Here is a 15,151-nt window from a genome sequence, read left to right as displayed (position 1 = left end):
AAACCATCACTACCTGCCAACTGGTAACCTATCATAGCTATACAATATAGCAATCCTGGTTCCCATAATCATCTGGAATCTGCACATCTGAAATCTGCACATCTAATTCTTCGTCAGCCTTACCACAATCACACTATGTCCGGCCAATGTTTGTTTAAATTCCTTTTTGGTATTACCCAGATCCTTATTCGCCCAAATATCGTGCAGCTTGTATGATGCTTTTGCAAAATCTATATCGATATTATTGGCTTCGTTCTTTACAGCGTGATCGTTCCAGTTGTAGGTTACCTGTTTTACAGATGTAGATCTGTTTAAAAAGCAAATGGCAACTTCATTGTTTGCCAGCGGCTTTACCCAAACCTCTAAACTATCGGCCTGGTAAATGCGCGATGCGGCAATGCCAAGCACGTCCTGATCAATAGCTATGGCTGCTTTATTAGTAAGGATTGACTGTGTTTGGGGCGACATTTTGCGCAGATCGTTACCTGCCGCTAAGGGGGCAGCCAGCATACACCAAAGCGAGAAATGTGCTTTGTCCTCGTTAAAACTCATACCGTTGCCTACCTCCAGCATGTCCGGATCATTCCAGTGGTTGGGGCCGTTATATTTGGCAATGGCGGGTTGTTTATCAACTATAGACATAACACTAAGCGCTGTCCAGGTGCCATTGTGTTTGTCTTTATCAAAACTGGCGGTAATATCGCCGGTGGTACGATAAAGCTCGCCCACGCCGCCTGCCCAAAGCCATGGCTGGTGATTGCCCCATTCGCAAAGGCTAAAAGTAATTTCCCGGCCCGATGCTTTTAGCGCCTGGCTCATGGTGATATAAGCTTCGCGAGCATTCAGGCTATCGGTATTACACCAATCGTACTTTAAAAAATCTACACCGTAGGATGCGTATAAACGGGCATCCTGGTATTCATGCCCGCGGCTGCCGGGATAACCCGCGCAGGTTTTGCTGCCTGCACAGTTATAAATACCAAACTTAAGCCCCTTGGAGTGTACATAATCGGCAAAGGCCTTCATTCCGTTAGGGAATTTTTTAGGATCGGCCACCAGATCGCCATTTTTGTCGCGCTCCATGGTCATCCAGCCATCATCCAGCACAAAGTATTTGTACCCGGCATCGCGCATGCCCGACGATACATAGGCATCAACCATGCCTTTCAGCAAGGGTTCGTCAATGTTGGTCTGGAAAGTGTTCCAGGTATTCCAACCCATGGGGGGCGTTGGCGCCAAATTACCGGCCTTATTTGGCGAAGCCTCTTTTGCTATCGCGACAGGGGCCGCGGCATCTGTAGTTTGGGCTATAGCATTTCCGTAAGCTCCAATACTTAGCAGTACAACAGCCGTTAATTGTTTATATATTTTCATATGATGGTACTATGATTAATTCGTTTAATAAGCTCTATACAAGCCCGACTATTGTGATAGGGGCATTTCCACAGGCCAACTTTATCTTCGCCGGGCATTATACTGCCATCGGCTTTTATTCCCCAAAACCACTCGCCATTTTGATGATCGAGGATCTTATCTTTTACAAATGCCCAGTTTTTTACAACTATATCGAGATATTTTTGATCCCGGCTTATCTGCCACGCATTAAAAAAACCTACCATCGCCTCCGCTTGTACCCACCAGTGTTTTTCTTTAACCAGGTGGCCTTCGATTCGTTGATATTCGTACCATAAGCCGCCGTCTGTATCTAAAGCGGTTATAGTAGCATCGGCTACCAGTATGCACATTTCTTCAATATCCTCCTCCCATTCAATATCATTTATTACCTCGGCAGCTTCCAGCAAAAGCCAGGTAGCCTCAATATCATGCCCGTACGATATGGTGTTTGATTTACGGTTCCAGTCTTCATCAAAAAACAATACCAGATGATTGGTTTCCGGGTCGATAAAATGATCAAAAAAATTGGCTATCAAGGTTTGTATTTGAACCCTCAGCTTCTTATCCGGCCAGATGCGGTATAGGTTGGTGTAAGCTTCCAGTACATGCAAATGGGTGTTCATGGTCTTTTTTTCGTTGGCATCCTTAGCGCTCAGTCGCAGGTCGCCAATGGGCTGCCAGTCGCGGGTAAAGGCCTCCATGTAACCCGTTCTATCAGCATCATAGCTTTTGTCAACCAATAAATGATATAGGCTGATAGCCCGATCCCTGGCTTCTTTTAAGCCTGAAGCCCTATAGTATTCACTCAGCGCGTAAATGGTAAAGGCACTGGCATAAACCTGTTTTTTGGTATCCAATTTTTCGCCTTTAAAATCAACCGACCAGTATACCCCGCCAAATTCAGCATCGATAAAATACCGGCAGATGTACTCATAAGCCCGGTGCGCCATTTGCAACGCTGCATCATCGGGTTGCAGGTTATAAGCCGCCGAAAAGCTCCACAGTATCCTTGCGTTTAATACGGAACCTTTGGGTGCATCGGGAGCAGCGTTATTGTCGTTATCTATTTGGCCTAAAAAACCACCGTGCGTTTCGTCGGGTGTATATTTTTGCCAGTAGGCGATGATGTTATCCAACTCAACGATGAGCTCGGCCTGGAGATTGGGCAATATTATTTCGGGGCCTTCCCTGTATATATGCATTTTCATCGGTTGTAATCTACCACTAAGTTACTAAGGCTAAAACCCATGTTTCTAAGCGATCTCCTTATTCCTGTCAATAATCCCATAAATCGCATCTACCGAAGTTGACGACTTAAAGCCATCTGCCGGTGTATTCACCAGGTAATCAATCAACTTATCAACAGTAGTGGTAGCCACATGCATGCGGGTATCTGACGATGCATAGTAAATATACACCGAACCATCTTCATCGGCAATCCAACCGTTGCAAAAAACTACGTTTGATACATCGCCTACACGTTCCTCGCCCTCAGGTGCCAAAAAATAACCACCTGGTTTGTGCAAAACTTTGGTCAGGTTATGTAAATCGGTCATAAACATGTACAGTACATAACGCAGGCCGGCAGCAGTGTTACGCACACCATGCGCCAGGTGCAGCCATCCCCTGTCGGTCTTAATGGGTGTCGGGCCTTGTCCGTTTTTGGCTTCGTAAACGGTATGGTAGTTTTTATTATCGATGATGGTTTCCTGGTTTATCACGGCATTTTCCATTGTTTCGGCTAAGCCAAAACCGATGCCACCGCCGGTACCCGCGCTGATAAAACCATCCTGCGGGCGGGTGTACAGGGCGTATTTACCATCCACAAACTCGGGGTGCAATACCACGTTGCGTTGCTGGGGCGAGTTGGTTATCAAATCGGGCAGGCGCTCCCATTTCAGCATATCCTTAGTACGGGCTATACCACAGGCCGCTACGGCCATTGATTGATCATAAGCGGGGGCTGCCGGGTCGCGTCTTTCAGTACAAAAAAGGCCATAAATGTAGCCATCCTGGTGTTGGGTGAGGCGCATATCATACACATTGGTATCCGGCTCCTGGGTTTGCGGCAGGTTGATGGGGTAATCCCAAAAAGTAAAATTGCTGATGCCATCAGGGCTTTCGGCTACGGCGAAAAACGACTTGCGATCTGCCCCCTCTACCCTAACCACCATAAGGTATTTGTTATTGAATTTAATAGCCCCGGCATTAAAAGCGGCGTTAATGCCAAAGCGCTCCATTAGGTACGGATTGGTGTCGGGATTTAAATCATACCGCCAGTTGATGGGGGTATGCGCGGCAGTAAGCACCGGGTTTTTATAGCGGTTAAAAATACCATTGCCGGTACCGGCTACCTGGTTTGGCTTGCTTATGAGTTGTTGCTGTTCCTGTTGTAACAGGGCCAGCCTTTGTTTAAATTCAGGGGTCATAGGGGTTAATTTATCAATATTCTTTTAGTTTATTCCACCATGTTTTTTTCAGGATCAGCATGGTAATTGCCAGTAAGCCTATGGTAACCGCCAAGGGCAACTTTTGGTTGAGGATGAGGTACATGGGCAATATAGTGAGGCATAGCTGGGTGATTGTACCTATAACTACGTTGAACATGTTAAGCTTAAAGTTTTTGTTGGGCGTAAAACTTTCATCATCGGCCATTACCAGTTTTTTTACGGGCTCCCAAAAACCCCAGGGGCGTACATTGCTGTAGAAAGCCTTTAACACCACTATATCTGTAGGCTCGGTTGCAAGTGATCCTATAACCGAACCGGCCAGCGAGATAAGGAACAATACCGGGAACCAGTACAACAACTCGTTATTGGATACATACAACGAGAAAACCATTGCCGACAAAATGCCCGATAGCATTCCCCAGAAAAAGCCGCCGGCATTAAAGCGCCACCAATGCCACTTTAACACATTTGATGCCACGTAGCCACCATATAAAGCCGAAACGATCCATTGCAGCACCGTATTTACGTTATGCGCAAAAAAGCCAAGGATAACCCCGATAGCTACCACAATGATGCCCACCAGGTAATTCATGGTAATGATATTTTTGTTGGATGCAGCCGGGTTAACGTATTTGAGGTATATATCGTTAACAATGTAAGCCTGGGCCGCATTCATGGTGCCACTAAAGGTGCTCATAAACGCGCCTAATAAACCGGCCAGCAACAAGCCTACCAGGCCAACGGGTAAAAAATTATTGATAACTGCCGGTAATATCCGTTCAAAATCGATGTCGCCGGTGGCATCCTTCAGGTTCATTTGGTGATAGTAGATTAAACCTAAAATGGTGAGGCTTACAATGAGCGAATACCTGATGGGCAGCAAAACGATGTTCACAAAACCACTCATTTTACTGGCATCTTCGGGCGAGCGGGTTGACAATATCTTCTGCATATCGTAATTAGGTGCAGGTCCCGCCAGGGCCGCGAAAAAGCCTTTGAAGGTCATCATCATAAAGAACAACCCGAACAGCGAGTAGCCATCGTCTTTTATCTTTTTGTTTACCTCGGTAATAATGCCCGACCAGTTCATGTTCAAGTGGGTGCCAAAAAACGGACTAAACCAACCATCAGGCACATTAAGGCTATGGTCGGCCAGTTTATGGGCAGCGATGAACCCTATCCAGATACAGGCAACCGTCATCACGCCGTACTTAACCATGTCGCCCAAAACGATGCTGTGCATCCCGCCTAAAATGGAATAAAACATGGCAAACAACGTGAATATAATACCATAAACATGCGGTACATATTGCGGGGCAACGTTAAACGGCACATAGCTTTTCACCAGGTCCCAGGGTATAAATATCTCGATGAATTTACCCAGCCCGATGAACCCGTAAGCCAGGAAACCGAAGCAGCTTAACAATGCAAAAGCGATAACTACCATGTGTGAAGCGCCAACCCAGGTACCCGTTTTACCAAAACGGGTTGCCAGCCATTCGGCTCCGGTGGCGGCGTTTGAGCGGCGCAGCCAGCGCGACAGGTACATCATCAAAAACACCTGGTTAAATACCGGCCACAGCCAGGGAATCCAGATGCTTTTCATGCCGTATACAAAGCACAGGCTTACCATCCACATGGTGCCGCTGATATCAAACATATCCGAGGCATCGCTAAGCCCCAACTTGTACCAGGGCAGCGACTTGCCGCCAAGCATGTAGCTTTCCTTGTTTTCGCGGGCTTTTTTACGGTACCACAAACCAATAAAAATGGTACTCAGCAGGTACAGAACGATGATAATAATATCGGCTAAGTGTAGCTTCATTTTTTTTGTCGGAATCAGAATTTTCAGAATTTAGGAATTTTCAGAATATTGACGATTTGAAAACTTCGCAATTTTCAATTTCTGTAAATCCTGATCATAATTGGTGCACTCAAAAGTGGGTTTATAAAAGTCATTTTTGTAATACTTTTTTAACCTAATCTTTTACTTATTGATATTGTATATAACAAAGGTCAAGAACTATCGCTTTTTTTTGGCTTACAATAACCATTCGTTTTCGGGGGTACTTTCAGGGTGCTACGGGTGTTGTTTTGGTAACTTTCGGGTGCTTGGCAAGGTGTTTGGGAGTATCTTTAACGGCTGACAGGTGCGTTACTGTGTACCTTGATAAAACGGCAATAACCTGCAACAAAAGCGGCTTAATTTTACATCGAAAACATTATTCATTAATAGCGCATCCGCCACCCGGAAATACCGCATTTTCAAATTTTAAAATCCTCAAATTAAATAAACACCCTGTTCCCGGTATAAGTTTCCCTGAATTCTTTGGGGATGCAGAGCTTTTTGCGTTTAAAAATGCGGTTAAAGTTGGAGATATTGTTGAAACCGCATTTGTAAGCAATCTCGGCCACGGTGGCTGTCGAGTCTATCAGCATGCGGGAGGCGTGACCCAGGCGAATCTCGTTCAGGCTGTCAATGAAGGTTTTACCGGTGCGTTTTTTGATAAACCTACTGAACGAGGCCTCGGGCATGTTGGCTATTTTGGCTACTTCGGCAAGGGTTACCTGCTTGTTGTAGTTTACGTTCATGTGCTCAAACACCTTCTCAATCCGGCGGCTGTTGTAATAAAATTTATCGTTGGCAAAGCTGGGATCTGACAACATTTTCATATTACGGGAGATAGACAGATCATGCAGTATCGACATCAGCTCCAGCACCGAATCAAACCCGCTTTTTTTATCAAGGCCCTGGATGCGGTCACGTAAAGCCATGATGGTATCGGGCGAAAACACAATGCCCCGCTGCGACCGCTCCAGCATGCTTTTTACAAAACTTAACTGGTTGCGTTTCAGTAGTTTTTCATCAAACAAATCCTTATGAAACTGGATGGTTACTTCGGTAATCTCTTCGCTTTGGCATTGGTGGGTAAACCAGGCGTGGTACAGGTTGGGGCCTATAAGCGCCAGCTCCAGCTCGTCTATCATCTCAATATGGCCGCCTACAACGCGCTTGGCGCCTTTGGCGTTGATAATCAAGTTCAATTCATACTCATCGTGGTAATGCAGCGGAAAATCAAACTTCTTTTTAACCCTCGAAAAAATGGTAAAACAGTCGCTGGGGGTTAGCGGCGTAATCTCGCGCATTACATTATTGGTGATCATGATTCTGAACCGGTTAAAAAAGGTAACCAATGATACATATTTAACATCACGATATCAAATATTTTACATTTTTATAAAGTTTTGAATAACATCTGCTCGGACATCACTCCCACTAAAATATTAAATTAAGTCGCCACCACACCCCAAAACGCTCTCAAACACCATCAAATAAGGTCAATAAAGTCCGGCTAACTACCAAAAACATCTAACTAAAATGAAAAAATATTCAAAAAAATTACAAAAAAATAACGCTTTTTTTAACTGCCTGTTACATTGATATAAATTTTAACTTTTAGGTTTGCACAAGGTAAATTTTAACTTTTAACCTTTTGAGTCAGTTCATAAAATATGCCCCGTTCGGGCTAAAATTAAATTAAGGATAGTCATAGTAATTGATGGCATTATAATTGACTTGTTTCAAGTCTGAAGTCGAAAGTCCAAAGCCGAAAAGTCTGAAGCTGACATTTGCAGACTTTAAATTTAAGACTCAGAACTTAAGACTTAGTACTCAGAACTTAGTACTCAGAACCTAAGACTTTAACTCATAACTTAAGACTTAGAACTCATAACTATATAATGGATACCGCACAAAGCACCAAACCTACCATACGCAAAAGGGTAAACAAGTTTAAGCAAAGCATTACCGACTTTTTGATAAGCCTGTACCGCATAAACCAGTTTATCCTGCGCTTTTTCAGGGAGGCCTTTATGCCGCCGTTTGAGTTTAAAGAGGTTATGCGCCAGTGTTATGAAGTTGGCGTGCGGTCCTTTACCCTCATCACGGTTACGGGCTTTATTGTGGGTCTTATATTTACCAAGCAATCGCGCCCCTCGCTTTCGCAGTTTGGGGCTACATCGTGGCTTCCATCGTTGGTATCTATAGCCATTATGCGGGCGCTGGCGCCATTGGTTACGGCGCTTATCGCATCGGGCAAGGTAGGCTCGGGCATTGGGGCCGAGTTGGGTTCTATGCGGGTAACCGAGCAGATTGACGCCATGGAGGTATCGGGCACCAAACCTTTTAAATTCCTGGTGTGCACCCGGGTACTGGCCACTACGCTTACCATCCCCATCCTATCTACCTACACTGGCTTTATAGCCATGTTTGGCGGCTATTTAAACGTGGCCCAAAACGAGGGCACCACCTGGACAACCTTTATACAGGAGTTTTTTGACCCGCTCACGTATACCGATTTTGTGGCCTCGCTTATCAAATCCATCGTGTTTGGGTTTACCATAGGAATTGTGGGCTGCTACCAGGGCTATAACAGCAGCAAGGGCACCGAAGGCGTGGGCAAGGCCGCCAACGGCGCGGTGGTTACCGCCATGTTCCTGGTGTTTATTGAAGAAGTAATTATTGTACAGATAACCAGCTGGTTCCGTTAATCGATTTAACATGGAAAAGAAAATTGTAAACGCCGACCACAACAATCCGGTAATCACCATCCGAGGGCTTGAAAAAGCCTTTGAAGATTACCACGTGCTGCGCGGCATCGACCTTGACCTGTACCAGGGCGAAAACCTGGTGGTACTGGGCCGCTCGGGCACCGGCAAATCTGTATTAATAAAAATCATATCCGGCCTGTTAACGCCCGATAAAGGCGACATCACGGTATTGGGCCATAACTATGCCCAAATAAGCGAAAAGGAACTACAGGAACTGCGTATCCGCATTGGTTTCTCGTTCCAGAACAGTGCTTTGTATGATAGCATGACGGTGCGCAAAAACCTCGAATTTCCGCTGGTGCGCAACCGCAGGGGCATTAGCCGCCATGAAATTGATACTGCGGTTGAAACCGTGCTGGATGCCGTTGGCCTGTCGCAAACTATTAACCAGATGCCATCCGAACTTTCGGGCGGGCAGCGCAAGCGTATCGGCATTGCCCGTACGCTGATCCTGAACCCCGAAATTATGCTGTATGATGAACCAACCGCCGGCCTCGACCCTATTACCTGCATCGAGATTAACGACCTGATTAACGAGGTACAGCAGCGCTTCAACACTTCATCTATCATTATTACACATGATTTAACCTGCGCCAAACATACCGGCGACCGTATAGCTATGCTCCTTGACGGACAGTTTCAGCGCACCGGCACCTTCGACGAGGTATTTGATACCAACGACAGCCGGGTTAAACCATTTTACGACTATAACTTTATCCAATAACAAAAAAGATATTATACCATTATTATGGACGCATCAGAAAATAAAAAAGCAATCACCGTAGGCCTGTTCCTGGGCCTCGGCCTCATATTGTTTATCCTTGGCATTTTTACCCTTGGCGGCCAGCAAAAGGCCTTTGTGAAAAACATCCGGCTCAGCTCGGTCTTCAGCGATGTGGCCGGGCTTAAAAAAGGCAATAACGTTTGGTTTTCGGGGGTAAAGGTGGGCACCATCAGCTCCGTGCGCTTTGAAGGACCATCGCAGGTGCGGGTATCCATGAGTGTGGACCAGGCTACCCAGCAATACATCCACCGCAACGCGCAGGCCAAAATAAGCAGCGACGGGTTAATAGGTAACAAGATCATCGTAATTGATGGCGGCAGCCCCCAGGCCCCCGAAGTACAGGACGGCGACGTACTACAGGCCGAAAAACTGCTCTCGACAGATGATATCATGAAAACCCTGCAGGATAACAACCAAAACCTGCTGGCCATAACCGGCGACTTTAAAACCCTTAGCCACCAGATTTTACAAGGCAAAGGCACCATTGGCGCGCTGATGGCCGATAATACCATGGCCCTGCAACTGCGCGCCGCCATGAAAAACCTGCAAACAGCCACCCAAAACGCAGCGGTAATGGCCGCCTCGTTAAATGCCTTTAGCAATAAGCTAAACACCAAAGGCGGTTTGGCCGATAAAATGCTGACCGATACGGCCACCTTTAACCACATCCGCCTGGCCGTAAACCAGCTGCAGCAGGCCGCCAACAACGCCAGCACCCTCACCAACAACCTGAACAAAGCCAGCGACAAACTGAACCGTACCGATAACGCCCTCGGCGTACTCCTAAACGACCCCAAAGCCGCCGTTAAAGTACAAACCACCCTTGATAACCTGCAGCAAAGCTCTATCAAACTCAACGACGACCTGGAAGCCGCCCAACACAACTTTTTCCTGAAAGGTTTTTTTAAGGACAAAGCCAAAAAGGCGAAGGCAGATAGTTTGAAAAAGGCGGGGCAATAAGCCCCAACCTATGATTCCCCTCTCGAGAGGGGGTGCGATGGATGCGCGCGGTGGTAGGGGTGTGTTATGCGTCAGAAAATCAAAGCTGTAGAGTTTAGTGGAGTAAAATTTTGCGAAATTCTGAAGGGAGAATCACTTTCATCGCATGTCGGCGACGACTCACCCCGACGACCCCGATAAATATCGGGGCGCCTGCCCCTCCTCCGACTGCGTCGCATAGAGGGGCGAAAAAATCTTTTTTTATTTTCTCAACTCTCTTTGCGGCGTAAGCCGAAGAGAGATTCGGCCAGCGCAGCGTAGCCGGGGTGAGTCGTGGCAAGCGTTCAAAGCCAATGGTTGTAAAAGCCAATACAAGCATCGAAATTCAGTTTTAACAGATTAATAATTACTATTGTAGTATAATATGGTATACAAATTGCATTATCTTTGCATAGTACTTTAAATCCTACATGAATAAAGCAGAAGCTGTAACAGGTATATCATTAAGCCAATGGGAAGTTGTTAAACCTAACGACACTTCATTGTACTATGATTGTGATGCCATTATTGAAGCCTATTTTAAAGGTAAGGCCGATGGCCTTGCCCAGCAAGACAAGCTATCTTTACACCAATTTTCTGAAAATTTTGAATTAGCTCAAAAAAATGTAATTGAAACGCTAAATCAGGTCGAAAAAAATGGCTTTATTCCTCTTGGTGCATATCTCAAATTCAGATCGTTATTTTCTTTTAAAGCTATCCTTTTAGTAAAAGAGGAAGACTTTATTAACGGGTTGTTTTTAAAAAACTACGATTTTTTGGCAAAATTTGAAAAAGAAATCCAATCAGATTTTTATACTTTAAAGTTTTCTTTTTTGAATGGTATCCCGGATGCTTTAGACGAAGATTTAATGAGCGATGGATTTAAGATAAAATTTACCCCAGTACATGAGGCTGAAGCACGCTGAACATAACGAAGAATTATGTTTAATCATAAACGCACTTCCTGGTAATAAATATAATGATTGGGTTGTAACCACAGCCTTTTATTCGTGTATACATCTTGTGGAACACAAGTTATTTCCACTTGAAGTAAATGGAAAAACGTACAAAAATTTCAACTCCTATTATCACGCTTTTTTTGTAAACACCAACAATTCATTAAGTAAGCACGAAGCAAAAATTGAATTGGTAGATGTTTACATAGCAACCGTTTCAAGTAATTACCGGTGGCTGTTTGATGCCTGCATGAATGCAAGGTATAAGAACTATATCGTAAGCGATATGATAGCTACTATCGCAATTCAAACTTTAACACTCATAAAAAAAGCTTGTATTTAGTATTTCGCACCCATTAGCGTTACTAACCTCCCTCTGTTGCGTGTTGTCACCAACAGGCCAATTATTGTTGATAAAGAATTGTTTTGGGGATACCTTTTAGTGAATTTGCTCCCCCCGCTGTCCGAAGTCTCACCCGAACAACGACGACAAAAAAGCACATCAAACAACCCTGGCTTATCACATTTTTCAAAACTCATAACTAAGCCCGCCCTGGAATATAAACGAATTCTGACGATAGGCTACATTGGCTACCCGGTTGTTTAATTTGCCGAATCCGTCGAATGGTACTTTTTGATCCATATTAAATGTTTCCAGCCTTTGCGAAAAAGTATGGCCGGCAACCAGGTTCAATTTCCATCGCCGGCTAAGTTTAAGGTCGTAAATGAGTCCCGCACTATTTTGCCGCAAATGTATATATTGATCTTTCGCGTCTCCGTTCAGGCGGTACATGCTGCCATTGAGCGACGCTGTAATTCCCAGTGATTGCATTGCGGATAGCTTATACTTTAAAGAAGCCCTGGCAGGTATAATGCCCGTGAGGCTTAGCCTGTTGCTAATCGTCCAGTCGATATCAGGTAATGGCAGCAGGAACTTACCGGTATAGTTACTGGTATAAACCAGCGTGACGCCGTATTTGAAAGCCTTGCCCTGACGAAAGCCTATCCGCACACCGGCAGTATACAGAATATCCTCTGCGCTGATACTTCGTTTAAAGTCGGAACCGACAGTTGCCAAACCCACAACACTGATACTGGTGGAGCGCGAAAGCGAATAATTTACCAGCAAGGGAATGGTGAGGGAATGAAATTCATTGCCGCCTATATTTTGCCCGCCCGAAAGAAAAAGACCCTGGTAGCGGACGCCTGTTTTTATCAAAATAGGATGAGGTGCCGAAAAATCTTTATACACAGGTAAACCCACATCTACAATAGGTTGCTGTATGGTAAGGGTATTTGCGCCGGCATCAACCGGGGCTACACTATTGGTTACCGTGATGCCGCCCAGCAGGGGTGCTGTAGTAGTTATTTTTTTGTGCATACTGCTGCTATCAACGCTTTGGCAATAGCTGAGTACAGGCAATAGCATGCCCATAAGAAAAAAGCTTCTTTTCATTTTTTGTCGATATGTTTGTTGGATGAAAGGGTAGTTACGTTAGCCGGGGGTAACTATTCCGATTAATTTCAGCATTGTTTTGTCAAATTCTTTTCTTTCCTGTTCTGTTAGTTCCGCAGATAGCACCGCATCAAATCTCGCCAGGATACCGTCGGCCTGTTTTGCCACACTATCGCCGCTTGCCGTCAGTTTTACATAGGTTTTGCGCTTATCAACGGTATCAGGGATTACCTCCACAAAATTTTTTTTGAGTAAAACTGATATCGTTCTGTTAACTGATGCTTTATCGCGCCCCAGGTCTGTACTGATCGTTTTTTGAGATGCCCCGCCCGAGTAATACAGTACCATCAAAACCGGCACCTGGTCCATCTGAAGGGGAAAGTTGTGTCCGCTGAAAATTTTGTCACATTCTTTATATACCCTATGATAAAGGGCGCCTATTTGTGCCACCAGCGAAGGCGGGGCAGGATGTTCAACTTTGCGATTCATGATACAAATGTATAAATATTGGTTGATATATCAACCAATATTGAAAAAAACTTCCCACAACATCACTCCCTCCGTTGATACTGAGGGGCGAAGCATTTAAAATATCGAATGCGTCTTAATTCTTGATCTTACATCTTGACTCTTTTCCCTGCCGTTGCCTGCGGCCCGCGCTTTACACCCATACGCGCACAAGGCCTTAGGCGCAGGCCGGTATCCGTTTCAATCGCTAACGGAATAAACAATAACAGTAACCAACATGCGCATTACTAGCAAAGTCACGAGTGAGTGAGCAAACCAACGGACAGCCGCACAACACTTGCATCAGGCGGGATAAACCTTGACGTGTTTCACCTGTATCGAATCATAAATAAAAAAACATTTGTGTATCCTGCGCAGATAGATTGCGCAGGATATGTTTTACTTTGTATTATGTCAATCATAATACACCGGGATATTAGGGAAAATAAATTAACCTTTAGAAATGAACTTGTCACAAACTATTAATGGCTTTTTAAACATAGGGGACCATGCTTCGGCAAGACACGTAGTAGCAACTGAACTCACGAAGCTAGATAAATTAATTGGCGACGATAAAATCATCGCACAAAGTAAGCTTTATGGCTTTTTAATAGACATCGGCAATGAAAGCAAAACGGAAAGTGATTTAATAGATGCCATCCTTTTTATGAAGGCAAATCAGGAATTACTAAGCAAAGGAACGAACAAGCCATATTATTATTACAATCTGGGCAATGCGGTAGATGGGGCTGCGCGGATATTCTATTTCCACAATCGCGGCATTCATCCACTTGATGTCCAGAAGCAGCGATTCCAAGAATCTATTCAATATTTTTGGACAGCTTTAAATAACGTTCCGAAAAACAATATTTTAAGTTTGCAAATATCGATTAATCTGTCCAATGCTTTGATTGTTGTAGGACGAGGGGTTGAAGCTATACAATTTCAGGATGAAGTTCTCACAGTTTCGCCAGAGTTTCCGCAAGCCTTGATATCCCGAGCTGACCATTTGAGTTGGATTTGGCAATACACCAATTGCGCATCTACCATTGCAATGTTCATGCAGATATATTACAATTACTTAGATGGAATTGATACGGGAATATTGCCACCTCACATATTACAAAGATCAACAGCTCAATGTACCATCCTACGGAAAGAGATTGAAGATCGAGGTTTTAGCATGAAGGATAGCGCAAAGGAAATGTTGCAAACCAAAATTGAATTTGATCAGCATACTTCCTTTCGTAAGTACTGTATTCAAAAGCATCTAACATTGAATGAACATGGTGTTTATTGCGGCTGCGTTGCAAATGAAAAAGATGACCTACAGATAGGCGTGAAACATGGTGTCTTTTGTTCGGAAATTTTACCAAAGTTAGAATTGTTGCTTAACCGCCTGAAATCCGAATTTGGTTTTGCTCGCTGGTCTTACTACAATTCACTGGATCATGAGATGCAGTTGGAATTTGACGTACTTTATTCAGACCTACTGGAAAACGAAGTTATCACACCGAAGATGGAACTGATGCGTTCCAGTTTCCGCATTTGCTATGGTATTCTGGATAAAATCGCACTTGGTATTTGCAAATTGTTCAATGTACCTGTTAAGCGGATTCATTTTGAAACTTTTTGGGAAGATTCTAAAATAAAACCATTGCTAAATCACACCAAAAACCTCCACCTCAATGCACTTTACAGTATTGCCTGCGACTTAAATACCGTGACTGGCGAACTAAGGCATTTCAAAAATTGGCGAAATAAATTAGAACATAATCTTCTTATTGTTAAGAATACACTGAGCGACGACCCGGACTATCTTAAAGTTTTTGAAGACAAAGAATTTGTTGCTGTAGTGGATATCAAAGAATTTCAAGCAAAAACACTTCATCTTCTACAACTCACCCGCGCCGCCATTTTCAGCTTCGTTTATTGCGTTCGTCTTCAAATAATTGAACATCCCAACGAAGGAAATAAACAAAAAGGATTTCCGATAAACTTCAAATCAAATTAA

Annotated in this window: 13 protein-coding genes; 6 read left to right on the top strand and 7 right to left on the bottom strand. The window is 44.3% G+C overall.

What is annotated here, in order from left to right:
- Positions 1–102: 102 nt before the first annotated feature.
- The 5 genes from AC1RM2_RS25925 to AC1RM2_RS25905 all read right to left on the bottom strand — a co-directional run bounded on the left by AC1RM2_RS25925 (position 103) and on the right by AC1RM2_RS25905 (position 7,010).
- Positions 103–1,374: a glycoside hydrolase family 27 protein gene (locus tag AC1RM2_RS25925; RefSeq protein ID WP_492988012.1), complete on the bottom strand. Its 1,272-nt coding sequence runs from the start codon at positions 1,372–1,374 to the stop codon at positions 103–105.
- A complete protein-coding gene (locus tag AC1RM2_RS25920) occupies positions 1,371–2,597 on the bottom strand; it encodes an AGE family epimerase/isomerase (RefSeq protein WP_492988011.1) in 1,227 nt (408 codons plus the stop codon). Before AC1RM2_RS25920 ends, AC1RM2_RS25925 begins: the two co-directional genes overlap by 4 nt.
- Before the next feature lie 51 nt (positions 2,598–2,648).
- Entirely contained in the window at positions 2,649–3,824 is a 1,176-nt protein-coding gene (locus AC1RM2_RS25915) for a glycoside hydrolase family 130 protein (RefSeq protein ID WP_492988010.1), read from the bottom strand.
- A gap of 13 nt (positions 3,825–3,837) precedes the next feature.
- The gene (locus tag AC1RM2_RS25910; RefSeq protein WP_492988009.1) at positions 3,838–5,670 is read right to left on the bottom strand and encodes a sodium:solute symporter family protein; all 1,833 of its coding nucleotides are present in this window, start codon (positions 5,668–5,670) and stop codon (positions 3,838–3,840) included.
- Between the two features lie 461 nt (positions 5,671–6,131).
- On the bottom strand, positions 6,132–7,010 hold the full coding sequence (locus tag AC1RM2_RS25905) for an AraC family transcriptional regulator (RefSeq protein WP_492988008.1): 879 nt from the start codon (positions 7,008–7,010) through the stop codon (positions 6,132–6,134).
- A gap of 576 nt (positions 7,011–7,586) precedes the next feature.
- Between AC1RM2_RS25905 and AC1RM2_RS25900 the strand changes: the two genes are divergently transcribed.
- From AC1RM2_RS25900 to AC1RM2_RS25880, 5 genes are all read left to right on the top strand, one after another.
- Positions 7,587–8,396 carry an MlaE family ABC transporter permease gene (locus AC1RM2_RS25900; RefSeq protein WP_492988007.1) on the top strand — a complete coding sequence of 270 codons (810 nt, stop codon included), beginning with the start codon at positions 7,587–7,589 and terminating at the stop codon, positions 8,394–8,396.
- Positions 8,397–8,406: 10 nt separating this feature from the next.
- On the top strand, positions 8,407–9,180 hold the full coding sequence (locus AC1RM2_RS25895) for an ABC transporter ATP-binding protein (RefSeq protein ID WP_492988006.1): 774 nt from the start codon (positions 8,407–8,409) through the stop codon (positions 9,178–9,180).
- A 24-nt stretch (positions 9,181–9,204) separates the two neighbouring features.
- Positions 9,205–10,200: an MlaD family protein gene (locus AC1RM2_RS25890; protein ID WP_492988005.1), complete on the top strand. Its 996-nt coding sequence runs from the start codon at positions 9,205–9,207 to the stop codon at positions 10,198–10,200.
- A 449-nt stretch (positions 10,201–10,649) separates the two neighbouring features.
- On the top strand, positions 10,650–11,144 hold the full coding sequence (locus AC1RM2_RS25885) for a hypothetical protein (RefSeq protein ID WP_492988004.1): 495 nt from the start codon (positions 10,650–10,652) through the stop codon (positions 11,142–11,144).
- 97 nt (positions 11,145–11,241) lie between these two features.
- Complete coding sequence (locus AC1RM2_RS25880; RefSeq protein ID WP_477450833.1) at positions 11,242–11,517, top strand: hypothetical protein; 276 nt, start codon at positions 11,242–11,244, stop codon at positions 11,515–11,517.
- A 186-nt stretch (positions 11,518–11,703) separates the two neighbouring features.
- Here the strand turns inward: AC1RM2_RS25880 and AC1RM2_RS25875 are convergent, their stop codons facing one another.
- Positions 11,704–12,630, bottom strand: a complete 927-nt coding sequence (locus AC1RM2_RS25875; RefSeq protein ID WP_492988003.1) for a DUF6268 family outer membrane beta-barrel protein — start codon at positions 12,628–12,630, stop codon at positions 11,704–11,706.
- Between the two features lie 39 nt (positions 12,631–12,669).
- Positions 12,670–13,119, bottom strand: coding sequence for a MarR family winged helix-turn-helix transcriptional regulator (locus AC1RM2_RS25870; protein ID WP_492988002.1), 450 nt, complete (start codon positions 13,117–13,119; stop codon positions 12,670–12,672).
- A gap of 481 nt (positions 13,120–13,600) precedes the next feature.
- On the opposite strand from AC1RM2_RS25870, the gene AC1RM2_RS25865 reads away from it, so the two are divergent.
- Positions 13,601–15,151, top strand: coding sequence for an LA2681 family HEPN domain-containing protein (locus tag AC1RM2_RS25865; protein ID WP_492988001.1), 1,551 nt, complete (start codon positions 13,601–13,603; stop codon positions 15,149–15,151).

The sequence above is a fragment of the Mucilaginibacter sp. GW822-FHT03E02 genome (genome assembly GCF_058801545.1).
This window is presented reverse-complemented; position numbering and strand designations above follow the sequence as displayed.